The following is a 22,685-nucleotide window of genomic DNA, read 5'->3' on the forward strand; positions in this document are numbered from 1 at the left end:
TCAGCGCTCCAAGCACGCCAGCACGTCGGCGGGTTCGGCGGCGAAGTGGACGAGGTCGTCGAGCGGGAGCGGGAGGAAGCCGTCGTCCTCCATGCGGCGCAGCTGCAGGATCAGCCCGTCGTAGAAGCCGCCGGTGTTGAGCAGCACGATCGGCTTGTGGTGCAGCCCGTGCTTCTTCAGTTCCAAGACCTCGGTGACCTCGTCGAGCGTGCCGAGGCCGCCGGCCAGCACGACCACGGCTTCGGAACGCGAGAGCAGCAGCGCCTTGCGTTCGGCGAGATCCGCGGTGATCACCATCTCGTCGGCGTCTTCGCGGGCCGCGCCGCGCAGCAGCTCCACCGAGATGCCGACGAGCCGTCCGCCCGAAGCCCGCACGCCGTCGGCGACGACCTTCATCAGGCCGCGGTCGGACCCGCCCCACACCAGCGTGTGGCCGCCCTTGCCGACGAGCTTCGCGAACTCGCGCGCGGGCTCGGTGTAGCGCTCGTCGAGGTCGGCGGCGGAGAGGAAGACGCAGATGTTCATGGCCGGACTATAAAGCTCAGCCCACGCGGTACCGCGCGACCGCTTCGGCGTCCCACTCCAGGCCGTTGCCGGGGCGGTCGGGCGGCGTCGCGTGACCGTCGGTGATCTGCAGCGGCTCGCGCAGGATCGGGGCGGCCCAGTCGACGTATTCGAGCCAGTGCGCGGTCGGCGTAGCGGCCAGCAGGTGGGCGCTGACCTCGGGGAACAGGTGCGACGACAGGGGGATGCCGCGGGTGTCGGCCAGCGCGGCGGCGTCGCGCCAGCCCGTGACGCCGCCGATGCGGTCGAGGTCGGGCATGACCAGGTCGCTCGCGTCGTGTTCCAGCGCGAGAGCCATCGCGCGCGGACCCGCGAAGTTCTCGCCGATCTGCACGGGGGTGCGCAGGGTGGCGGTGAGCCGGGCGTTGGCCGCGTAGTCGTCGTGGCGCACGGGTTCTTCGAACCACGACAGGCCCTCGTCCTCGAGCGCGCCGCAGCGGGCGAGGGCGTCGGGCAGGTCGAGGGCCTGGTTGTAGTCGGCCATGACCTCGATGTCCGGGCCGACCGCCGTGCGGACGGCGCGCACGGCGGCCAGATCGTCGGCGGGCGGCCGACCGAGGCGCATCTTGACCGCGCGGAAGCCGTCGGCCACGAGTTCCAGGGCTTCGTCGGCCGCGGCCGACGGTTCGATCAGGCCGAGGCCGTTGCTGTTGTACGCGGGGATCGGCCGCAGCGGCGCGCCGAGCAGCCGGGCCAGCGGCAGTCCGGCGGCGATGGCCAGTGCGTCCCAGCACGCGGTGTCCACGAGTGACACCACGGCGGCGGCGAGCCCGCGCACGCCGAGCAGCTTGAACCTCGCTTCGAGCGTCGACCGCACGGTCGCCGGATCGGCGGGGCTGCCGGCCAGCGTCGTGTGCACGTCGCGGACCAGCGCGGCCGCGGCGTGCCCGGCGGCTTCGAGGTAGCAGAACGAGTACGCCCGTCCGGCCACGCCTTCCTCGGTGCGCAGGTCGAGCAGCAGCAGCGGCGCCGCCGTGACGCGCGCGGCGCTCGTGCCGAGCGGCCGGCGCATCGGCACCAGCACGAGCGTGGCTTCGACGGAGCGGATCGTGAGGCTCATCAGCGATGACCCTCGCTGTGCACGGCGAGGATGTCGGTGATGGCGCGGTTGCACGGCGTCGGCACGCCCAGCGCCTTGCCGCGCTCGACGACGTCGCCGCTGAGCCACGTGACTTCGAGCCGGTTGCCGCGTTCGAGATCGTGGTGCATGGAGGACGTCATGCCTTCGGGCACGCCGTCGGTGAAGGCGAGCCGGTCGTCGGCGTAGTCGGCGGGCAGCGCGACACCCTGGGCGCGCGCGACCTCGACGACCTCGGCCATCACGTCGTGCAGGAACGCCCGCGAGCGCGGGTTGGCGCGGATCGGGCCGATCGTGGTGCGCGCGGTGCTCGTGGTGCCGGAAAGACCGACCAGGAACACGAACTTCTCCCAGATCGTCTGTTCGATGCCGGTGCTGATCTCCACGTCGATGTTGCTTTCCGCGCACGCGTCGTGGAATCTCCGAACACGCCCCGAGGTGGTGCCGTCGTACTCGCCGAACACCAGCTTCTGCAGCGTGCCCGTGTGCCGGATGACGCCCGGCTCGGCGATCGTCGCGGCGATGTAGCAGACGCCGCCGATCACGTGCTCGGGCCCGAGGACGCGGCGCAGGATGTCGTCCTTGACCACGCCGTTCTGGAACGACACCACTGCCGTCTGCTCGGTGAGCAACGGCTTGATGAGCTCGGCGGAAGTCTCGGTGTCCCACAGCTTCACGCCGAACAACACGAGATCGGCGGGGGCGAGCTGTGCCGGGTCGTCGGTCACGTCGATCTTCGGCAGGTGCAGGTCGCCGACGGGGCTCTCGACCTTCAACCCGTTGGCGCGCAACGCTTCCAGGTGCTTGCCGCGGGCGATGAAGCTCACGTCGTGGCCGCCCTGGGCCAGCCGGGCCCCGAAGTAGCCGCCCACTCCGCCGGTGCCCATCACCACGACCCGCATGTGATCCCCTTAGTTGATCGAACGTCCAAGTTGCGTGCCCTGGAGTTCTACCACGCTGGGTTAATGGTGTCGATATTGTTGAACGCTTACTCTACTATTGCGGCGTGGGACGCACACGCACCTTCGACGTCGACGAAGCCCTCGGCGTCGCCCTGGACACGTTCTGGCAGCGCGGCTACGACGCCACGTCGATCCAGGCGCTGTGCCAGGCCATGGACATCCAGCCCGGCAGCGTCTACGCCGCGTTCGGAAACAAACACGCCCTGTTCGTCGCCGCACTCCGCTCCTACGCCGCAACCGTGTCCGCCGAGGCCGTCGAGCGGCTCAACGTCGCCCCGAGCGGGATGCAAGGCCTGCGCGACTACTTCGCCCACCTCGTCGACGCCATGGTCGACGGCCGCCGCCGCTGGGGCTGCCTCGTCACCAACTCGCTGGTCGAGCTCACCGACCGCGACCCCGTCCTGGCCGCGATGTTCGAACAGCACCTCGCCAACCTCCGCACCAGCTTCGCCGGCGCCCTCACCCGCGCCCGCGCCGCCGGTGAGCTCCGCCCGGGCGCCGGCCCCGAGTCCGCGCCCCTCCTGGTGGCGGTGGTGCAGGGCATGAACGTGCTCGCCAAGACCACCCCGGGCCGCGCCACCCTGCAGTCCATCGCGGACAGCGCACTCGCCGGCCTGGCCGTCGAGGCTCCGATCTCGGTCTGAGGCCGTCGGGCGCCCCCTCGTGACGGTGCCCACTCGAACGGGGCAAACCTGTCACATCCGGCATCGCTGTCTTGTCTCTCCTGTGCAGGGCGAGAGAGCGAGGAGCGAAATGCGCAGGATCCTGGTGGTCGGCGGCGGGTATGCGGGTTTCTACGCGGCCTGGGGACTCGAGAAGCGGTTGCGGCCGTCGGAGGCGGAGCTCACTGTCGTGGATCCGCGGCCGTACATGACCTACCAACCGTTCCTGCCCGAGGTCACGGCCGGGTCGATCGAGGCGCGCCACGCGGCGGTGTCGCTGCGGCGCCACCTCAAGCGCACGCGGATCGTGGCGGGCGCGGTGACGGAGATCGACCACGCGAACCGCCGTGTGGTCGTGCGGCCGGCCGAGGGGCCGGAGTTCGAGCTGGAGTACGACGAGATCGTGGTGACGGCCGGCGCCGTCACACGCAAGTTCCCGATCCCCGGCATCGCCGAGGAAGCGATCGGGATGAAGCACGTGGAGGAGGCCGTCGCGATCCGCGACCGGCTGCTGACCTCGTTCGACCGCGCGTCGGCGCTCCAGCCGGGGCCGGCGCGGCGGAAGCTGCTCACGGTGACGTTCGTCGGCGGCGGTTTTTCGGGCGTCGAGGGCTTCGCGGAGCTGTTGTCGCTGGCCACGGCGCTGCTGAAGTCGTACCCGGAGATAAGCCGCGAGGAGCTGAGCTTCCACCTCGTGGAGGCGCAGGGCCGGATCCTGCCCGAGGTCACCGACAAGCCGGGGCGGTGGGTGGTCCGCTCGCTCGAACAGCGCGGCGCCCACGTGCACCTCGACACGCAGCTGCGCTCGGCCGTCGACGGGCACGTGGTGCTCTCGACGGGCGAGGAGTTGGATTCCGCACTCATCGTGTGGACGGCGGGCAACGCCGCCAACCCCGTGGTGCACAACCACACCGACCTGCCGATCGACGAGCGCGGCCTGCTGGTCGTGCGCGCCGACCTGCGGGTGGGCACCGAGACGGACCCGGTGCCCGGAGCGTGGGGCGCGGGTGACGACGCCGCCGTGCCGGACCTCGCGTCGCCCGTTCCGGGCGCGCGGACGGTGCCGAACGCTCAACACGCGTTCCGCCAGGGCAAGCTGCTTGCTCGAAACCTCACGGCGCAGGTTCGCGGGCGCACACCGAAGCCGTACCTCCATCACGGGCTCGGTTCCGTCGCGACGCTCGGCATCGGCAAGGGCATCTTCCAGTACCGCCGGATCGTGATCACGGGCCTGCTCGCCTGGCTCATGCACCGCGGCTACCACGTGCTGGCCGTGCCGAGCTGGGAACGCAAGGTCCGCGTGCTCGCGATCTGGCTCACGGCGGCGGTCTTCGGCCGCGACATCGTGTCGCTCGCGTCGGTCGAGCACCCGCGCGACGCGTTCGTCTCCGGAGGAGACCCGATCAGGTGATCGGGGCCGGCGCTGTCACAGATCCGCGGTCGGCCTTGTCCTGGCTGGTGCGACGTCCCCGGGCCCGCCGGGGACTCTCAGCGAAAGGCGCATCATGAGGATTGTCGTCATCGGCGGTACCGGCCTGATCGGCTCGCGGGTCGTGAGCCTGCTGAAGGAGCACGGCCACGAGGCGGTGCCGGCGTCGCCCAATTCCGGCGTGAACACCGTGACCGGCGAAGGCGTGAAGGAAGTGCTGCAGGGCGCCGACGTGGTCGTGGACGTGTCCAACTCGCCGTCGTTCGCCGACGACGATGTGATGGCGTTCTTCCGCGCCGCCACCACGAACCTGACCGGTGCCGCCAGGGAAGCCGGCGTGGGCCACTACGTCGCGCTGTCGGTGATCGGCAGCGACCGCCTGCCCGAGTCCGGCTACCTGCGCGCGAAGGTCGCCCAGGAGGAGCTGATCAAAGACTCCGGCCTGCCCTACTCCATCGTGCGGGCCACGCAGTTCTTCGAGTTCGTCGGCGCGATCGCCGACGGCGGCACCGAGGGCAACGTCGTCAAGCTCCCCGACGCCGGGATCCAGCCGATCGCGGCCTCCGAGGTCTCCGGTGCCGTCGCCAAGGCCGCCGCCGGCGCGCCGCTCAACGGCATGACCGAGATCGGCGGCCCCGAGGTCTTCACGATGGAGGGCTGGGTGCGCGAGGCACTGGCCTTCCGCAACGACCCGCGTGAGGTCACCGTCGACCCCGAGGCCCGCTACTTCGGCGAGAAGCCGGGCCCGAAGGGGCTGCTGCCCGACGAAGGGGCCGAGCTCGGGCAGATCAAGTTCGCGGACTGGCTCCCGGCCAACCCGCCCAGGAAGTGATTCCTCGCGCGGGTGGTCCCGGTCCGGAGCCACCCGCGCATCCCGTGAGGAGGGATTTCGATGACAGAACAGCAGCTCGCGACGTCGGTACTGGTGATCGGCACGGGCGGGTCCGGGTTGCGCGCCGCGATCGAGCTGGCCGAGCGGGGCGTCGACGTGCTCGTGGTCGGCAAGCGGACCAAAGGCGACGCCCACACCACGCTGGCCGCCGGCGGCATCAACGCGGCGCTGGCGACGATGGACCCCGAAGACAGCTGGCAGCAGCACGCCGCCGACACCATCAAGGAGAGCTACCTCCTGGCGCACCCCGACACGGTGCGGGTCGTCACGCAGAACGCCGCGCGCGGCATCGAGGACCTCGAACGCTGGGGCATGCCCTTCGCCCGTGAGGTCGACGGCCGCATCTCCCAGCGGTTCTTCGGCGCGCACACCTACCGGCGCACCGCGTTCGCGGGGGACTACACCGGGCTGGAGATCCAGCGCACGCTCGTGAACCGCGCGGCGCAGCTCGACGTTCGGATGCTCGAGAACGTCTACCTCACGCGGATCCTGGTGCAGGACAACGTGGTCTTCGGCGCGTACGGCTTCGACCTCGACAACGGCACCCGTTACGTGATTCACGCCGACTCGGTGATCCTCGCCGCCGGTGGGCACACGCGCATCTGGCGTCGCACGTCCTCGCGGCGTGACGAGAACACCGGCGACTCGTTCCGGCTCGCCGTGCTGGCCGGCGGCCGCATCCGCGACCCGGAGCTGGTGCAGTTCCACCCGTCCGGGCTGCTGGAGCCGGAGAACGCGGCGGGCACGCTCGTGTCGGAAGCCGCTCGCGGTGAGGGCGGGCAGCTGCGCAACGCCTTGGGCGAGCGGTTCATGGAGCGCTACGACCCGGAGCGCAAGGAGCTGTCCACCCGAGACCGGGTGGCCTTGGCCGCGTACACCGAGATCAAGGCGGGCCGCGGCACGCCGAACGGCGGTGTGTGGCTCGACGTGTCGCACTTGCCGCGCGAGACGATCATGCAGCGGCTGCCGCGCGTGTACCAGACGTTGCTGGAATTGCAGATGCTCGACATCACGAAGAGCCCGATCGAGATCGCGCCCACCGCGCACTACTCGATGGGCGGCGTCTGGGTGCGCTCGTCCGACCACGACACCGGCGTCGAAGGCCTGTATGCGATCGGCGAAGCGGCGAGCGGCCTGCACGGCGCCAACCGGCTCGGCGGCAACTCGCTGATCGAGCTGTTGGTGTACGGCCGGATCGTCGGCGAGGCCGCCGCGGAGTACTCGGCTTCGCTTTCGGCGCAACGGCGTTCCGCCGGCGCGCTGGCGGAGGCTCGCAGGGAGGTCGACGAGCTGCTGGCGGCCGACGGTCCGGAGAACGTGCGGGCCCTGCAGCGGTCCTTGCGCAACACGATGACCGAGCACGCGGGTGTCGTGCGTGACGAAGAGGGCCTGCTCGCGGGGCTGTCCGAACTGGACGCGCTCGAGGAGCGGATGAAGAACGTCGGGGTCCACCCGGATCTGGCGGGGTTCCAGGACCTGGCGCACGCGTTCGACCTGAAGTCCTCGGCGCTGGCCTGCCGGGCGACGCTGGAGGCCGCCGTGGAACGGCGCGAGACGCGGGGTTGCCACAACCGCTCGGACTACCCGGAGCTGGACGAGTCGATGCGGGTGAACCTCGTGTGGTCCGGGCCCGGGCGGATCGAGCGGGAAGCGTTGCCGCCGGTGCCCGCGGAGATCGCCGCGTTGATGCGGGAGGTTTCCTCGGAAGGAAAACTGGTCGAGTGAAAGCGGGGCTCTCCCCGGCCGGGAGAGCCCCGCTTTTTCACGGGTGTCGCACGACGTTGGTGAACAGGAACGCCGCGTCGGTCTCGGCTTCGATGCGGTGCCGTCGCTCGGGGAGCACGAGGAAGTCGCCGGGCGCCGCGCCTCGGGTTTCGGCGCCGGTGACCAGGCGGATGCGCCCCTGCAGGACGAGCACGGTGGTCTCGCCGCCGTGGTGTTCGTGTTCGTGCAGGTGCTCGCCTTCGTTCAGCGCCATCACGGTCTGGCGCAGGGCGTGCTCGCGTCCACCGTGGACGGTCACGGCGCTGCGCCCGGAGGACGCCCGGGCCGCGAGCCCGGCTTGGGTCTCGGCGAGGGTGATCAGGTTCATGGTGCTCCTTGCCGACGGGGGCCGGCCTTTCCGGGCCGGCCCCGTTCCAGGTCACGGGCGGGGCGCTCGCAGGTGCTTGCGCTGCTCGAGCTCCTCGTCGCTCACCGGGATCAGCATCGGCCGGCCCGGCGCGCAGAACATCGTGACGACGAACTGGGACTCGGCGTCGTCGAGGTTGTTGCCGTCCTGGTAGTGAATCACGTCGAACCCGGGCTCCCAGAACGCTTCCCCGGCCTTCACGACGCGTTCCGGGTCGCCCTCGAGCTCGAAAATGATCTCGCCCTTGAGCACGTACCCGAACGCCGGACCCGAATGCCGGTGCGGCGGCGCCCCGTCACTGCCCGGCGGCAACGTGACCAGGATAGTCATCGGCACGGCCCCCTCGGGCGCCGCCGGCGCGCCCTCCGCGGTCGCCACCAGCTCGATCTTCGGCGGCGGCGCACTCGACTTGGGGTTGGGCAGGTGGTGCGAATGTCCCACGCTCATGAGCTTCCTTCACGGACCTGGTGTCGGTTGTCCTTCCAGGAGCTGAGACAAGACGCGGCCGCGATCTGTGACAGCGGTGCGGCTGCTTGTGGTGTCTCGGCCGAGAATGGTGCGATGGGGGGACAACCGTTGTCCGGGAACGAACACCTTGCACGGTCGGTGGTGGTGTTCGGCGAACAATCCGATGCTGTCCGGCAGGGCCGGACACTTCCCCGCCGAAACGCGGGCACCCGACCTGTCGCGGGCGGATGAATGAAACGCGTGGTGGCGTGGCGTCGGTGGTGAAGGCCTGCAAGGTGCTGCACGCCTTCTCACCCGCGGTGGGGTGTCCTGTCGGTCCGGCAGGTCTCGGCCCGCGCGGACATCCCGCGCAGCACCACCCACGAGCTGTGCCGCACCCTCGTCGCCGAGGGCATGCTCGAGGATTCGGGCAACGGTTACCAGCTCGGCCCGCCGCTGCTGGAGCTCGCCGGCCAGATCATCGAACGCACCGGCCTCATCCGCGCGACCGAGGGCATCCTCGACCGGCTGGTCCGCGCGCCCGAACAGGAGGCGCACCTGGGCCAGCTGACGCAGGGCCGGGTCGTCTACCTCGACCGCAACGCCGGCACCTGCAAGGTCCCGATGCACAACCGCGTCGGCCGGCGCGCCCCCGCGCACCTCACCGGGTGCGGCAAGGCGGCGCTGTCGTGCCTGTCGTTCGACAAGGTCGTGGCCCACGTGGACAGGTGCTGCGCGGAGAGCTCGACGCCGCCACCCGACCTCGACGAGCTCGAAGCCGAGTTGATCCGCGCGCGGCAGGACGGGTTCCTCGCGTCGAGGTCGTTCGAGAAGGACCGGATGTCCATCGCGGCGGCGATCTTCGACGCGTCGGGCCACGCGGTCGGCGGTGTCTCGCCGGCCGGGCCCGCGACGATGTTCACCGCGGCCGTCGTGGCGTCGGCCCGCTCGTCGGTGACCAACGCGGCGGGCCTCATCAGCGCTCGGCTCATCAACGAGTCGGCGCGCTGGGCGAGTCCGCCCGCTGACTGCAAACTTTTGCACCGAAACTGCGGCATTCGCGCCCGAGACGTCGAGGCGGGCGCGGAAATCGCCCCCGAAATGGGCGGGCCGCTCGGCTCCTCTGCGTATGCTGCCGCGGTGCGAAGAGCGACCTTGAAGGACGTGGCCGCGCGCGCCGGGGTCCACGTCGCGACCGCGTCGAGGGCCCTCAACGAGACCAGCCGCCACCTGGTGAACAGCGCGATGCTCGACCGCGTGCTCCGCGCCGCCGCCGACCTCGGCTACTCCGGCAATCTCAGCGCCCGCACGCTTCGCACGGCCCGGCCGATGGCGATCGGCATGTTGCTGCCGGACCTGACCAACCCGATCTTCCCGCCGATCGTGCGCGGCGCCGAGGACATCCTGCGCGAGCGCGGCTACAGCACGTGGATCGCCAACACCGACGACGACCCGAAGATCACGGCCGCGTCGATCGAAGCGTTCCTCTCCCGCGGCGTCGACGGCTTCATCTCGGCCGGGTCCCGCCTCCACGACGACACCGCCGAGCAGATGGCCGGCCAGGGCCACCCGCTCGTGCTGGTCAACCGCACCGTCGACCGCCGCGACATCCCGTCGGTCACGGCCGACGACGACCACGGCATCCGCCTGGCACTCAGTCATTTCGTCGAGCTGGGCACCGCAAGATCGTCCACCTGGCGGGCCCGCAAGACCTGTCGACCGGCGTGCACCGCAAGCGCGCCTTCGTGCGGGGCCTCGCCGACCACGGCCTCGACCGCGAACCCGAACGCGTGGCGCAGTGCGAAGCGTGGTCGCAACGCGAGGGGCACCGTGTCCTCAGTGGACTCCTGCGTGACGAGAAGATCGAGTTCACCGCGATCGTGGCCGGAAACGACCTGATCGCCCTCGGCTGTTACGACGCCTTGCGCGAACACGGGATGACGTGCCCGCACGACGTGAGCATCATCGGCTTCAACGACACCCCGTTCATGGACCACGTTTCCCCGCCGATGACGACCATCCGCATTCCGCAGTACGACTTGGGCCGCGAAGCCGCGAAGCTTCTCGTCGACAACCTGGAAAACCCCGAGCAAGGTCCGCGGTCGATCGTGCTCCCGGTCGAGTTGGTCAACCGCCGTTCCACCGCGCCTTTGCGCGCGAACTGACACGAATTGCCGTTGCCATTCTGTGGTGAACGATTGCAGCCGAGTATTCAGCGGTGGTCGCTCTCGGCTCGACAGCCCTTAGGCTTCTCCCGAGGGGCGCGACCGACGCTCGAGGGAGTCTCCGATGGACCTGCTGTTGCGTGGCAAGACGGCGCTCGTCACCGGTGCGAGCCGCGGGATCGGGCTGGCGGTGACGCGGGCGTTGGTCGAGGAGGGCGTTCAGGTCGTCGCGGCGGCGCGCAACGTCGACGGGGATCTCAAGGAACTGCCCGTCGAGACCGTGGCGGTCGACCTCGGCACGCCGGACGGCGCGGCACGCGTGGTCGAAGAGGCCATGGTGCGCGTCGGCGGGATCGACGTCCTGGTCAACAACGTCGGCGCTGTGCGGCCCCGGCCCGACGGCTTCGTGTCCGTCACGGACGAAGACTGGCTGGCGACGTTGAACCTCGACTTCATGTCGGCCGTGCGCACCACCCGGGCGGCGCTGCCGTCGTTGCTGGAGCGGACCGGCGCGGTCGTCACGGTGTGCTCGGTCAACGCGACGTTGCCGGACCCGCTGGTGATCGACTACAGCGCGGCGAAGGCGGCGTGCCTCAGCTTTTTCAAGTCCCTGTCGAAGGAAGTCGGTGCGCGCGGCGTCCGCGTGAACACGGTCAGCCCCGGCCCGGTCGCCACGGACCTGTGGCTGGGCAAGGGCGGCGTCGCCGAGACGGTCGGGGGCGCCGTGGGTGCCGAGCCCGGCAATGTCGCGGCGAAGGCGGCCGCCGGCTCCGTGACCGGCCGGTTCACGCGGCCGGAGGAGGTCGCGGACCTGGTGACGTTCCTGGCCAGTGGCCGCGTCGGCAACCTCACGGGCGCCGACATCATCCTCGACGGCGGCCTGACGCAGACGATCTAGACCACGTCTGACCTGGGGTAACATCCCGCTGATGACGCCCGAGGAGCATCTGCGCCACGCCGACCCGGTCCTCGGCCGGGTCATGGACGAGATCGTCGGGACGCCGCCCCGGCTGCCGCCCGACCCCGCGACGGCCGGCGACCCGGACATCCCGAAGGACCACTACGGCGTGCTGGTGCGCGCGATCGTCAGTCAGAACATCTCGATCCACGCGTCGCGGGCCATCTTCCGCAAGCTGAAGGACCGCTTCGGCGGCCGGTTGCCGACGCCGGAGGAGCTGCTGGCCGACGACCCCGAGCAGCTGCGTCCGGCCGCCGGGTTGTCCCGCGCGAAGACGGTGTCGCTGCGCTCGCTGGCGGACTGCATCCTGGCGGGCCGCCTCGACCTCGACGCGCTGAACGAGCTGCCCGACGACGAAGTCATCGCGCAGCTCGACGTGGTCAAGGGCATCGGCGTGTGGACCGCGCAGATGTTCCTGATGTTCCACCTGCACCGCCCCGACGTGCTGCCGACCGGTGACCTCGAGCTGCGCCGCAGCGTCGAGCGGGCCTACGGGCTGGCCGCCCGGCCGACGCCGGCGGAGCTGACACGCCTGGCCGAGCCGTGGCGGCCGTACCGCACGCTGGCGTGCTTGTACCTCTGGCAACTGGCCGAGCAGGCGCCGCGGTTGTGATTAAGCTGGTACCACAGGACTTTTCGCGCAAAGGAGAAACACGTGGAGGGTGTCGACCCAGCGGTGGCGCCGAGCGGCAACGGCTGCGCCGACTGTGATGCGGCCAGTCCGCAGGGCTGGTGGTTCCACCTGCGCCGCTGCGCGCAGTGCGGCCACATCGGCTGCTGTGACTCGTCGCCCGGCCAGCACGCCAGCGCGCACGCCGCTTCGTCCGGCCACCGCATCGTCCGCAGCTTCGAGCCGGGCGAGGAGTGGTTCTGGGACTACGTCGAGGAAGTGATGTACGAACGCGGCCCCGAGCTGGCCGCCCCGATGCACCACCCGCTCACGCAGTCGGCCCCCGGCCCGGCCGACCGCCTGCCGGCGGACTGGGCCAAGCAGCTGCACTGACCCGATTCCGGGCTGCCCGGTCGTGGTGACGTCCGGGCAGCCCGCGCCGGCGCAGTACCTTCGACACCATGACCAGCTCACGTCCGAATCCCACCGACGTCGCGGGTGCGTTGTTCGATTTCGCACTTCGGCCCTCACAGGTGCAGGCGGCCGACGCGGTCGCGGCGGGGCAGGACACGTTGGCGGTGCTGCCCACGGGCAGCGGGAAAAGCGCCATCTACCAGGTCGCCGGCCTCGCCCGGGGTGGGCTGACGGTGGTCATCTCGCCGCTCATCGCGTTGCAGCGCGACCAGCTGCGGTCCATGGCCGGACGCGCGTACGGCGACCGCACCGTCAACGCCGAGCTGCTCAACTCCAGCCAGACGGTCCACGAGCGCCGCGAGACGCTGGCGCGGCTGGAGAAGGGCGAGCTGGACTTCGTCTTCCTGGGGCCCGAGCAGCTGACGAACACCGAGACGCGTGCGGCGATCACCAACGTCACGTTGTTCGTGGTGGATGAAGCACATCTCGTGAGCGAATGGGGACAGGAGTTCCGTCCCGAGTACCTGCGGCTGACCGACGCGATCGCCGAGTTCGGCCGGCCGCCGATCCTCGCGCTGACGGCCACGGCGTCGCCGCCGGTGCAGGCGGACATCACGCGCCGGCTGGGGATGCGCGACCCGCACGTGGTGGTCGCCGACTTCGACCGGCCCAACATCTCGCTCTCGATGCGCCCGACGCAGCCCAGCAAACCGGAGGCGCGGGCCGTCGACGACCGGTGCGTCGACGTCCTCATCCAGCACGACACCCCGGCACTCGTCTACGCCCTCACCCACGCCCGCTGCGAGTCCCTCGCCGACCGCCTGCGCCTTGACGCCTTCCGCTCCGCGCCCTACCACGGCGGCATGACGGCGGCCGCCCGCGCGCAGGTGCAGGACGACTTCTTCGCGGGGAAGCTCGACGTCGTCGTGGCCACGAGCGCGTTCGGGATGGGGATCGACAAGTCCGACATCCGCACGGTCGTGCACGCCGGCGTGCCCGCGAGCATCGACGACTACTACCAGGAGATCGGCCGCGCCGGCCGCGATGGGGAACCCGCCGTGGCCGTGCTCGTGCACGACCCGCGCACCATCCGCATCCCGCGCCTGCTCGCCGCTCGCACGCACCTGGGCGAGGAGACCGTGCACCTGGTCGTCGACGCGGTCGAGAACTCGCCTCGGGAAGCGAAGCTCACCGACCTGACCGCCGCCGCCGGGGTGCCCGCGCACGCCGTCGAGCGGGTGGTCAACGAGCTGGCGGAGCTGGGTTTCGTCGGCGTCACGGGGTCGGGGCACCACCGCTTGGTGGAATGCGAACACGAACTCGCACCACCGGCCGAACTCGCCGACCAGCTCGTGGACCTCGACCGGCGCCGGCAGGCCGTGCTCACCAGCCGGATCGAGGCCGCGCGCGGGTACGCCGAAAGCACGCGGTGCCGCCGTGCGGAACTTCTCGCCTACTTCGGTGAGAGCTACACACCCCCGTGTGAAAACTGCGACAACGACCGTACGGCTCGCACCACCGAACACCAGCGCGCCGACGTCTCCGGTGGTGCGCCCGTGCACCACCGCCTGTGGGGAGACGGACAGCTGTTGTCCCAGGACGAACACGAATTGCTCGTTTACTTTCCGAGCGTGGGCTACAAGCACCTCACCGCGTCGACGATCTCGTCCGGCATCCTCCAGCCGCGCTGAACAAGCGCGCGCGGGCTCGCCTGGTAACTTCCCGACTCGGGCGCGAGACTGGGTGCGCCCGGAGAGAGGAGCCGTCCGTGGACGACGACATCGAGGACAACGCCGACACCGGCGTGCTCGACCCTGAAGACACCCTCGAGGACGGCGATCCGTACGACGAGGGCTACTCGCCGCCGGAGAAGCCGTACGAGGTCGACGAGTTCGGCACCACGCCCGAGGAAGAACGCGAGGGCGAAAGCTGGGAGGGCCGTCTCGCCCGCGAGGTGCCCGACGTGCAGCCCGACGAGGGCGACGACCTGGGCGACAGCGAGGACACCGACGGCGAACTCATCGACGAGGAACTCGGCGACTTCCGCGCGGGCCGTCTCGTCGCCGCCGACGAGGGCTCCGGCGAAGACACCGACGACGAGCTGTACGCCTCCGACGTCGGCATCGACGGCGGCGCCGCCTCCGCGGAGGAAGCCGCCGTCCACGTGGTCAACGACCCCGAGGACTACTGAGCACCGCCGAACACGGTTGAGGCCAGGGTTGGTGCGGGTTCCCCGCACCGCCCCCTCGCCTGACCCGGTCCGCACAGCGCCGCGACCCCCACCTCCGACCGGCGCGCGGCGCGGAACGGCCGCGTGGCCACTTCGCAGCGATCCCGCCATTCACGGCGACGCTGGGACGGGTTCCGCGGGCCGGGAACGATCTGGCGCTGGTCGCAGGCAGCGCAACTGCCTCTCTGAGAGTTCGGATTCCGCCTGCCGCGAGCGACCTGGTCCAGGGGCGCAGAGAAGACGGCGCTACTGCCTCGCTGAGTTTTCACTCTTCACCTGCGCCTTTTGGTCGTGGTTCCGCGAGCCACGCGCGAACGTGCGCGGGCCGGCGCCGGGGGCGGCGTAACTGCTTGGCTGCCGGGGAGATGTCGCGACTGCTTTGCTGATGTTCCACCGGTGACGGCGCTCTTCGGCCGGGTTTCGCGTGTGGGGAGCGAACTGGCGCAGGTGGCAGTGAAGTCGGCGCCGCTGCCTCGCCGAGCTCCGCCGTTCACGCCGTCGCTCGACCGGATCCCGCGCACCGCGAGCGATCCTGCTCGAGGCACCGCTGGAGACGGCGCAGCCAACCCCACTGAGGCCTGCCGCTAACGTCCGCACCCGGCCCGACATCGAGCCGCCATCAGGCGCGCACCAGCGCAACGAACCGCGAGGGGCCGGGTCACGCGGTCCGCGCGATCTTCTCCAGCCAGCCGGTCACCTTCTCGCAGACCGTGGCCTCGCTGCCGCGCGTGTGGTCCACCAGCTTGTCCTGCGACCACAGCATGGCGGCGACCACGCCGTGGCGCACGGGCGTCAGGCCGATCTGCCAGAGCCCGTGGTGCCACTCCGCCGTGCTCCACTGGCCGGTCGTGGCGCTGCGCTCGACGGTCCAGGCCGGGCCGGCCGTCAGTTCCGCCACCGTTTTCGGCGCTCGCCACTGCCGCACGGTGTCGTTCTCGGTGCTCATCGGGGGTCCCTCGGGGTGCGCAGGAACGGGGTCGTGTCGCGAGGGCGGCGGTGCGGCCGCGAGAGCGGGGAGTCAGCGCACGGTGGCAACCCTTTCGTTCAACTCCCGTTCACTTTAGCGGCCCGTGAGGTGCGTTTGCGCGTACTTCCGGAAAGCGGCGACGAGGCGGCTGCGGTCGTCGGCGCGCGTGGCGAGCACGACGTGCGCCGGTTCGACGTCCTCCAGCACCACCGACGTCAGGTCGGGACGCAGCAACCGCACGTCGTGACCCGCGGAGATGGCCACGGCCTGGCCGGCCGCGACGAGCTCGAACTTGTCCTCCAGCGCTTCGATCACCGGCCCGTCCGGTGCCGGCCGGCCGTCGGGGCGCGGTTCGATGCGCCAGTACGCGCTCCACGCCGGATCGGAATCGCGGATGCGGGGCAGCGGTTCGTCGGCGATGTCGTTGATGCTCACCGATTCCTTGCCCGCCAGCCGGTGATCCAGTGGGAGAATAACCACACGAGGCTGGTCGAAAAGCACCGTCACGTGCAGCCCCTCGGTCGCGAACGGCAGCCGGCTCACGACGACGTCGACGCGGTGCTCCAGCAGCGAAGCCGACACGTCGTCGAACGCGACGTGCAGTGTCTGCACGTCGGCGTCCGGGTGCCGGTGGCGCATCTCCCGCACGGCCGGCGTGACGATGAGCCCACCCGCGTACCCGACGGCCAGCCGGCTGGGCTGCGCGGCCGCCCGAGTGCGCGCGATGGTCTGAGCCGCGGTGCGCAGCAACGCCTTCGCCTGCGGCAAGAACACCTCACCCGCCTCGGTGAGCCGGCTGCCCTGCGGCGTGCGATCCAGCAGCCGCGCGCCGAGCTGCTGCTCGAGACGGCGGATCTGACGGCTCAGCGAAGGCTGCGTCACGTGCAACGCGTCGGCCGCGCGGCCGAAGTGCTGGTGCTCAGCGACGACCGTGAAGCAGTGCACCAACCGGAGGTCAAGGTCGACCGGGTGTTCGGGCATGCGGCAATTTTACCTGCGGTGATGCACGAAGCGTATTGCACGATACGAAGGTTTCATTGGCCGATGTCCGGGAAGCGACGGCAGGGTGGAAGGACCAGAACATCCCTTGTTTGAGGAGCAACACCATGCGTGTGTTCGTCACCGGAGCGACCGGGTTCATCGGCACCACGGTCGTGCGCGAGCTGCTCGGCGCCGGCCACCAGGTGCTCGGCCTGGTCCGCTCCGACGCGTCGGCCGCCAAGCTGACCGCGGCCGGCGCCGAGGCCCGCCGCGGCAGCCTCGAAGACCTCGACAGCCTGCGCACCGGCGCCGCCGCGGCTGACGGCGTGGTCCACACCGCGTTCGTCCACGACTTCAGCGACTTCGAGCGCTCCGTCGGCACCGACCGCCTCGCGATCGAGACGATCGGCGAAGCCCTGGCCGGCACCGGCCGCCCGTTCGTGATCAGCTCCGGCACCCCGGCCATCCCGGACGGCGTCGCGACCGAGGACACCATCCCCGAAGCCGGCAGCCTCGCGGCGGGTCGTCTGGCGTCCGAAGAGATCGTGGTTTCGTTGGCGACGCGGGGAGTCCGCGGCTCCGTCGTACGCCTGCCGCGGTCGGTCCACAGCGACGAGGACCGCCACGGCTTCGTGCCCCTGCTCATCGAAACCGCCCGCACGCGCGGGGTTTCGGCCTACCCCGGCGACGGCGCCAACCGCTGGCCCGCCGTCCACTGCCTGGACGCCGCGCGCCTCTACCGCCTGGCGCTCGAACACGCTCCGGCGGGCACGCGCCTGCACGCCGTCGGCGACGAGGGCATCCCCGTGCGCGAGATCGCCGAGCGCATCGGCAAGCACCTCGGCCTGCCGGTCGAGTCCGTCCCGGCCGAGCGGGTGGCCGAGCACTTCGGCTGGCTGGGGTCGATCTTCGCCGCGGACATGCCGGCGTCCAGCGTCCGCACCCAGAGCCAGTTCGACTGGCGCCCGGAACATCCCGGCCTGCTGTCCGATTTGGACGCCGGGCACTACTTCGCCCGCTGATGGCGAACTTCGAAGCCGGCCCGGTCGGCGTCTGCCTGCCGGTCACCTTCACCAGCACGCCGTCGGCCGACGACCAGCGTGCCGCCGTCCGTCGCCTGGAACGCGCCGGCTACCACGCGGCGTGGACCAACGAGGTCATCGGCAAAGACGCCCTCGCCCAGCTGGCAGTGCTCCTGAGCGCCACCGAGTCACTTTCCTTCGGCACCTGCGTGGCCAACATCTGGGCCCGGGCGCCCCAGACCGCGCACGCCGCCGCTTCCTTCCTGGCGCAGGCTTTCCCGGGCCGGTTCACGCTCGGGCTCGGCGTCGGCTACCCGCAGCAGGCGTCGAGCGTGGACCGTCCTTTCGGGGCGCCCTTGGCCACGATGCGGTCCTACGTGGAGGGGATGGCGGCCGAAACCTGGCCGCCCGTCGCGGATGCCCCGTACCCGCTCATCCTGGGCGCCAACGGCCCCAAGATGCTCTCCCTCGCCGCCGGCCTCGCCGACGGCGCACTCCCCGCCGGCCTGCCTCCGCGGCACACGGCTCTCGCCCGGCGGGTGTTGGGCCCGGACAAACTCCTCGTCGTGGCTCAATCGATCGCGGACTCGTTCGAGACGGCCCGCCACACCGTCTCGAACTGGCTGGGCCGCGGCGCCTTCCGCGCAACACTCGCGAATCTCGGCTATCCGACCGAGCCGGCCGACGACCTGGTCCGGACCCTCGTCGCGGTCGACGGCCCGGACCACGTCGCGGCCGCCGTCCAAGCCCACCTCGACGCCGGCGCCGACCACGTCACCCTGCTTTCCCCGGTGGGCACGGAGTTCGGCCCGGGCATCGACCACCTCGTGTCACTGGCCCCGGCGCTTCGCTGATCACAATCTCCCGGCGACCGTCTTCGCCAGCGTGGTGTAAGCGTCGAGAAACGCGTCGCTGGGAGCGCGGCGGAAGGCCAGCTGGGCGACTCGGATCCGGTCGTGACTCCGTTTGGCGATGGTGACGGTGGTGGTGCCCTGGGAGGTGGTGCAGTAGACGGCGTCGTCGGTGAACGGCTTCGGCTCGCCGGCGCAGCCTCGAGCCGAAGCCCGGAAGGCAGCCTCCGGCGAGTCGAACCCCGGCGCATCGCCGACGCCCAGCTCCACCAGGGGGACATGCGATTCAAGGGCGCGGCTGTACGAGCAGGCGTACAGCGTGACACCGCTCTGCGTATCGGGGTCTTCTTCGGTGCTTTCGAACCTGTTGCCGTCCGCGAGCGCCTGCTGGATTTCGCCCGAGTCCAGGAACGGACACGCCGCACTGAGCCGCTCCGGCGACGCCGCAGCCACGAACGAGGTCGTCGTGGGTCCGTCCACTGTGGCCGCCGCCCCGCCGGCCGCACACCCCGCGGCGGCCGCCCCCACGAAGGCGACGGCGATGATTCTTCTGGGCAAATGCATGCCCCGAATCCTGCCCGACGTTCGGGGAGATCCCGGTCTCGGTGATCTACTCGTGATCATCCTTATTATCCCTTTTGTGCCCAGATAGGGTGATCCGCGTTGCTGCGGTGCTCGCCGATCCGGAAGCCATGGATCGGCGAAGATCAGGTCCGAGCCCAGCGACCGACACCGGATGTTCCCACGAGATCGCGTTGCGGCACGGTTCCGTGACCGTCGAATGCGGGGATCTCACCGCGAAATGGCGGTGACCCCGGACCGGCGACAGGCCCGGGATCACCCCACCGGCTCAAGCCTTCGGCTTCGTCAGTTCACACCCCGCCAACGCGAGATCCACCGTCGACCCAGCCCCGAGGCAAGCCGGGATCCCGGCGGTCTGCTGTCCGTAAGACCGGCCCATGTGGACAGTGACCACGCCGTTCTCGTCCACCTCGCACGGGTTGTCCACCTCGCACACCTTGCCGAGGTCGTTGGAGGTGTTGTGGATGCCCACGACCTGGCCGGTGTGCGGGTCGAGCACGGGCGAGCCGGAGTCGCCGCTGCCGGGGGTGCAGTCTTCGCTGTACTGGATCGCGTTGTGCTGCGTGTAGCCGCCCTCGCGGAGTTCCGGGACGATGTTCGCGACCGAACACGCCCAGGTCTACCCGTGGGTGCCCGACAGCACGTCGAGCTGGTCGGCCTGCTGGGGTTCGCGCGTGCCGAGCTCGAAGACCTTCGCACCGGCGGCGGCGAGCTGCGCGTAGGTCTTGTCCACCTGGTACAGGGCGACGTCGGTGCCGGTCATGGTGGCGTACAGCAGCTTCGTGGTGTGCAGGGTCGCCTTGATCCCGCCCGACGCGGACAGCACCGCGGCGTCGCGAGCCTCCGCGCGTTCCGTCACCGCCGAGCCCACGGCGGGGTGGTCGCCGGCGATGCAGTGGCCGTTGGTCAGCAGCAGGCCGGGGTCGTCCGGACGAGCGCCGGCCTTGCGGACCAGCGACCCCGCGCACGTGCCCAGGTTGACGGCGCCCTCGAGCGTCGGGTGGCGTTCCGCGATGGTCTCGCGCACCCAGTCCGCGTACGCGGGCACGTTCGTGTAGATCCCCGGCCCGTTGTCGCCGCCGCTGACGACACCCGCCAACGTCCAAGCGCCGCCTTCCTTCACGAGCGCCGGGCCGCCGGAGTCCATGTTGGTGGGGCCCACCTTGCCGTCGAGTGCGCCGATGCACAGGTCGCTGAGCGAAACCAGACAGGTCGATGTCGGTTGGACAACAGTGTCGGCCTCGCGCAGGTGGTCGGGGTAACACTGCGGCGCGGCCTGGTCGCAGGTCATGCCCCACCCCATGATGCGCGCGCCGGTGCCCGGCGCCGGGGACTTCGAGCTGATCTTGATCGGCGCGGCCTTCGCCGGGTGCGCCAGCTTCAGCAGTGCGATGTCCTTGCCGAAGATGTGCGGGAGGGTGCCGTTCGACCGGCGCACGAACTTCTCGACCGCGATCACCTCACCGCCGGACGACGCGCTCACCGACCCCAGCCGCACCGACCAGTCGTGCGGGTAGCCGACCTGGGTCTCGAGATCGTTGCGCGCGCAGTGCGACGCCGTCACCACCCACTGCGGCGCGACCAGCGTCACCCCGCACACGTGCCCGTCGGGCCGCGGCGAGTCGGCCGGCCGGTTCAGCGACCCGGTGAACGGATACGCACGCGGAGATGCGACTCCGCCGACAACCGCCGATGCCGGAGCAGCACCCAGCGCGGTCACGGACAACGCGGCCGCCACGACGGCCAGCACACTTCGGAGTTTCAACGGGCTCCCTCTCACCTGTGGATCACAGAACCCGCTCAGACTCCTCACCCTGTGTGCGCGCACCTCGACCGGAACGTCACGATCCTGTGACAGCACCACTTTCCCGCGACCTCCGTCTCCGGAAGTCCGTGGACGAACACCCGATGTTGTTCTCCTGACGCATGCTGTCGCTTTACGACCACGTCAGCCCGGTGCCCATGGCAACACGGCGCCGTAGCGGATCAACTGGCCGTAGTGGTCGGGGTCCGTGGGCGAAAGGGCCAGATCGAGGAGCGGCACCGCCGCCGCGGCCGGAGTGGGCGCCGAGCTGACGTCCCACCACAGCGCCGACGTCGGCGTGTTCATCATCCCCGGGCACACCGCCGCGAGCAGGATCCCGCGCTCCGCATCGCTCGCCCGGCGCCCCGCGGCAAGCGCGCGCACCGCCGCCACCTGCCCGATTTTCGACGGGATGTTCACGAACCCGGGCCACGCACCGGCGCGGGCACTGCCGTCCGCGACCGCGTCGCGCCAGTTCGCGACAGCCTTGTCGACGTCGTCCAGCGAGGCCAGGCCGTCGAAGCGATCGTGCAGCACGGGCGCCAGGTAGTGGAGCGTGCCGAGCGAGCTGGCGACGACGATCAGCTTGCCCCCGTCCCTCAGCAGCGGGGCGAACGCCCGCAACACCCTCGTCGTACCGAAGTTGTTGACCTCCGTGTACGGGCCCACGATCTCCCGCGGGTCGTCGTCGGGGCCGACGCGCATCACGGCGTTGCCGAACACGACGTCGACTCCGCCGTGGCGATCGCTCAGCACCGTGGCGAGGCGGGAGACGGATGCGGGATCGGCCACGTCGAGCAGTTCACCCCGGACCCTCGCCCCGCCCGCGGGCAGCGACTCCACGGCCTCGCCGACCCGGGCGAGCTCCCGTCCGGTGAGATACACGGTGTCCTGAGCGGACAGCCGCTGGGCGAGCCCCTCGACGAGCGCAAGGCCCAGCCCTTGCGTCGCACCGGTGACCACTGCGACGGTCATGCTCGCACCAGGCCTTCCGTCAGCTCCCACAGCCGCGCGGCACCGTCAGGGTCGAGGGCGTAGCGCGCGACCCCGTGCAGCGGGGGAGCTTCCCCTCGCCGGTCGATGGTCGGCGTCTCGGCGCAGTCCGCGAAGTACCGTCCGCCGATGCCCTCCAGCAGCGGTGAAGTGGCGACCAGAACCGACGTCGCCGCACCCTGTTCCGGGGTCTTCATCAGCTCGGGCGGGACGGTTCCGCTGCCGCGGCCGTCGGTGTGCCGCTGCAGGTTGGTGAAGATCCCGCCCGGCATGACGGCGTTCGCCGTGATTCCGTCCCGGGCCCAGCGACGCGTGGCCTCGACGGCGAACAGCACGTTGGCCGTTTTGGACTGTCCATAAGCGAGCCACGGGTCATAGCAGCGGAAGGCGAAGTTCACGTCGTCGAACACCACCGGCGAAAGCTGGTGCCCGCTCGAGCTGACCACCACCACGCGGGCCGAACCGTCGGCGGCCAGCGCGGAGTGCAGTCCGGTCGAGAGCAGGAAGTGTCCGATGTGGTTGGTGGCGAACTGCCACTCCCACCCGCGCTCGGTGTACTGCTCGGGGTTCGCCATCACGCCGGCGTTGGCGACGAGGACGTGTAGCGGACCGTCCCAACCGGACGTGAAGGCGGCGACCGAGGCCGGGTCGGTGAGGTCCAGTTCCGCGACGCGCACCGCGGTGCTTCCGGTGCTCGCGGCGATGTCCTTCGCCGTGTGTTCGCCGGCGGCGACGTCGCGGACGGCCAGGGTCACCTCGGCGCCGGTCGAGGCCAGGGCGCGAGCGGTCTCCACGCCGATCCCGGACGACGCCCCGGTCACCACCGCGCGCCGTCCGCTGAGGTCGGTGCCTTCGGCCACCTCCGCCGCTGTGCTGGCGAAGCCGAAGGGGGTCTGGATCAAGGTCATACCTTCACGCTAAGCAGTCACCTGGCATGCTGCCA

General features: G+C 70.6%; 23 protein-coding genes and 1 pseudogene. 12 read left to right on the plus strand and 12 right to left on the minus strand.

Going from position 1 to position 22,685, the window contains the following annotated elements; translation table 11 throughout:
- From AB0K15_RS44120 to AB0K15_RS44130, 3 genes are read right to left on the minus strand one after another with little or no spacing between them, the layout of a single operon-like run.
- Positions 1-525: a TIGR00730 family Rossman fold protein gene (locus tag AB0K15_RS44120; RefSeq protein WP_364066023.1), complete on the minus strand. Its 525-nt coding sequence runs from the start codon at positions 523-525 to the stop codon at positions 1-3.
- Positions 526-541: 16 nt separating this feature from the next.
- On the minus strand, positions 542-1,624 hold the full coding sequence (locus AB0K15_RS44125; protein WP_364066026.1) for an enolase C-terminal domain-like protein: 1,083 nt from the start codon (positions 1,622-1,624) through the stop codon (positions 542-544).
- Positions 1,624-2,544 carry a ketopantoate reductase family protein gene (locus AB0K15_RS44130; protein ID WP_364066029.1) on the minus strand — a complete coding sequence of 307 codons (921 nt, stop codon included), beginning with the start codon at positions 2,542-2,544 and terminating at the stop codon, positions 1,624-1,626. The genes AB0K15_RS44125 and AB0K15_RS44130 overlap by 1 nt, the downstream gene beginning before the upstream one ends.
- 104 nt (positions 2,545-2,648) lie before the next feature.
- Here AB0K15_RS44130 and AB0K15_RS44135 point away from each other — a divergent pair, with 104 nt between their 5' ends.
- From AB0K15_RS44135 to AB0K15_RS44150, 4 genes are all read left to right on the plus strand, one after another.
- Positions 2,649-3,248: a TetR/AcrR family transcriptional regulator gene (locus tag AB0K15_RS44135; protein ID WP_364066032.1), complete on the plus strand. Its 600-nt coding sequence runs from the start codon at positions 2,649-2,651 to the stop codon at positions 3,246-3,248.
- A 109-nt stretch (positions 3,249-3,357) separates the two neighbouring features.
- The gene (locus AB0K15_RS44140) at positions 3,358-4,677 is read left to right on the plus strand and encodes an NAD(P)/FAD-dependent oxidoreductase (RefSeq protein WP_364066035.1); all 1,320 of its coding nucleotides are present in this window, start codon (positions 3,358-3,360) and stop codon (positions 4,675-4,677) included.
- 94 nt (positions 4,678-4,771) lie between these two features.
- Positions 4,772-5,527, plus strand: a complete 756-nt coding sequence (locus tag AB0K15_RS44145; RefSeq protein WP_364066038.1) for an SDR family oxidoreductase — start codon at positions 4,772-4,774, stop codon at positions 5,525-5,527.
- 60 nt (positions 5,528-5,587) lie between these two features.
- Positions 5,588-7,312 (plus strand): FAD-dependent oxidoreductase, encoded by a 1,725-nt coding sequence (locus tag AB0K15_RS44150; protein WP_364066041.1) that lies wholly within the window; start codon positions 5,588-5,590, stop codon positions 7,310-7,312.
- A 37-nt stretch (positions 7,313-7,349) separates the two neighbouring features.
- Here the strand turns inward: AB0K15_RS44150 and AB0K15_RS44155 are convergent, their stop codons facing one another.
- Positions 7,350-7,679, minus strand: a complete 330-nt coding sequence (locus AB0K15_RS44155; RefSeq protein ID WP_364066050.1) for a cupin domain-containing protein — start codon at positions 7,677-7,679, stop codon at positions 7,350-7,352.
- Positions 7,680-7,730: 51 nt separating this feature from the next.
- Positions 7,731-8,165: a cupin domain-containing protein gene (locus tag AB0K15_RS44160; RefSeq protein WP_364066057.1), complete on the minus strand. Its 435-nt coding sequence runs from the start codon at positions 8,163-8,165 to the stop codon at positions 7,731-7,733.
- A 330-nt stretch (positions 8,166-8,495) separates the two neighbouring features.
- Here AB0K15_RS44160 and AB0K15_RS44165 point away from each other — a divergent pair.
- The 6 genes and pseudogenes from AB0K15_RS44165 (at position 8,496) to AB0K15_RS44190 (ending at position 14,503) form a co-directional block, all read left to right on the plus strand.
- Positions 8,496-10,330: pseudogene (locus tag AB0K15_RS44165) on the plus strand (substrate-binding domain-containing protein).
- 124 nt (positions 10,331-10,454) lie between these two features.
- A complete protein-coding gene (locus AB0K15_RS44170; RefSeq protein ID WP_364066065.1) occupies positions 10,455-11,228 on the plus strand; it encodes an SDR family oxidoreductase in 774 nt (257 codons plus the stop codon).
- Positions 11,229-11,259: 31 nt separating this feature from the next.
- Complete coding sequence (locus AB0K15_RS44175) at positions 11,260-11,901, plus strand: DNA-3-methyladenine glycosylase 2 family protein (RefSeq protein ID WP_364066074.1); 642 nt, start codon at positions 11,260-11,262, stop codon at positions 11,899-11,901.
- 42 nt (positions 11,902-11,943) lie between these two features.
- A complete protein-coding gene (locus AB0K15_RS44180; RefSeq protein ID WP_364066084.1) occupies positions 11,944-12,291 on the plus strand; it encodes a UBP-type zinc finger domain-containing protein in 348 nt (115 codons plus the stop codon).
- 68 nt (positions 12,292-12,359) lie between these two features.
- Positions 12,360-14,003, plus strand: a complete 1,644-nt coding sequence (locus AB0K15_RS44185) for a RecQ family ATP-dependent DNA helicase (RefSeq protein WP_364066091.1) — start codon at positions 12,360-12,362, stop codon at positions 14,001-14,003.
- 77 nt (positions 14,004-14,080) lie between these two features.
- A complete protein-coding gene (locus AB0K15_RS44190; RefSeq protein ID WP_364066100.1) occupies positions 14,081-14,503 on the plus strand; it encodes a DUF5709 domain-containing protein in 423 nt (140 codons plus the stop codon).
- 697 nt (positions 14,504-15,200) lie between these two features.
- Here the strand turns inward: AB0K15_RS44190 and AB0K15_RS44195 are convergent.
- Entirely contained in the window at positions 15,201-15,488 is a 288-nt protein-coding gene (locus tag AB0K15_RS44195) for a hypothetical protein (RefSeq protein WP_364066108.1), read from the minus strand.
- Between the two features lie 114 nt (positions 15,489-15,602).
- A complete protein-coding gene (locus AB0K15_RS44200; protein WP_364066115.1) occupies positions 15,603-16,490 on the minus strand; it encodes a LysR substrate-binding domain-containing protein in 888 nt (295 codons plus the stop codon).
- A 125-nt stretch (positions 16,491-16,615) separates the two neighbouring features.
- Between AB0K15_RS44200 and AB0K15_RS44205 the strand changes: the two genes are divergently transcribed.
- On the plus strand, positions 16,616-17,512 hold the full coding sequence (locus AB0K15_RS44205) for an SDR family oxidoreductase (protein ID WP_364066120.1): 897 nt from the start codon (positions 16,616-16,618) through the stop codon (positions 17,510-17,512).
- Complete coding sequence (locus AB0K15_RS44210) at positions 17,512-18,366, plus strand: LLM class flavin-dependent oxidoreductase (protein ID WP_364066129.1); 855 nt, start codon at positions 17,512-17,514, stop codon at positions 18,364-18,366. Before AB0K15_RS44205 ends, AB0K15_RS44210 begins: the two co-directional genes overlap by 1 nt.
- Here AB0K15_RS44210 and AB0K15_RS44215 read toward each other — a convergent pair whose 3' ends face one another.
- From AB0K15_RS44215 to AB0K15_RS44235, 5 genes are all read right to left on the minus strand, one after another.
- Positions 18,367-18,816: a hypothetical protein gene (locus AB0K15_RS44215; RefSeq protein WP_364066138.1), complete on the minus strand. Its 450-nt coding sequence runs from the start codon at positions 18,814-18,816 to the stop codon at positions 18,367-18,369.
- A gap of 397 nt (positions 18,817-19,213) precedes the next feature.
- The gene (locus tag AB0K15_RS44220) at positions 19,214-19,417 is read right to left on the minus strand and encodes a hypothetical protein (RefSeq protein WP_364066143.1); all 204 of its coding nucleotides are present in this window, start codon (positions 19,415-19,417) and stop codon (positions 19,214-19,216) included.
- Between the two features lie 147 nt (positions 19,418-19,564).
- Positions 19,565-20,710, minus strand: a complete 1,146-nt coding sequence (locus AB0K15_RS44225) for a serine protease (protein ID WP_364066149.1) — start codon at positions 20,708-20,710, stop codon at positions 19,565-19,567.
- Between the two features lie 183 nt (positions 20,711-20,893).
- On the minus strand, positions 20,894-21,724 hold the full coding sequence (locus tag AB0K15_RS44230; RefSeq protein WP_364066158.1) for an SDR family NAD(P)-dependent oxidoreductase: 831 nt from the start codon (positions 21,722-21,724) through the stop codon (positions 20,894-20,896).
- Positions 21,721-22,650 carry an SDR family NAD(P)-dependent oxidoreductase gene (locus AB0K15_RS44235; protein WP_364066168.1) on the minus strand — a complete coding sequence of 310 codons (930 nt, stop codon included), beginning with the start codon at positions 22,648-22,650 and terminating at the stop codon, positions 21,721-21,723. The genes AB0K15_RS44230 and AB0K15_RS44235 overlap by 4 nt, the downstream gene beginning before the upstream one ends.
- Positions 22,651-22,685 lie beyond the last annotated feature (35 nt).

It is taken from the genome of Amycolatopsis sp. NPDC049253, from assembly GCF_040678995.1.
Lineage (GTDB): Bacteria > Actinomycetota > Actinomycetes > Mycobacteriales > Pseudonocardiaceae > Amycolatopsis.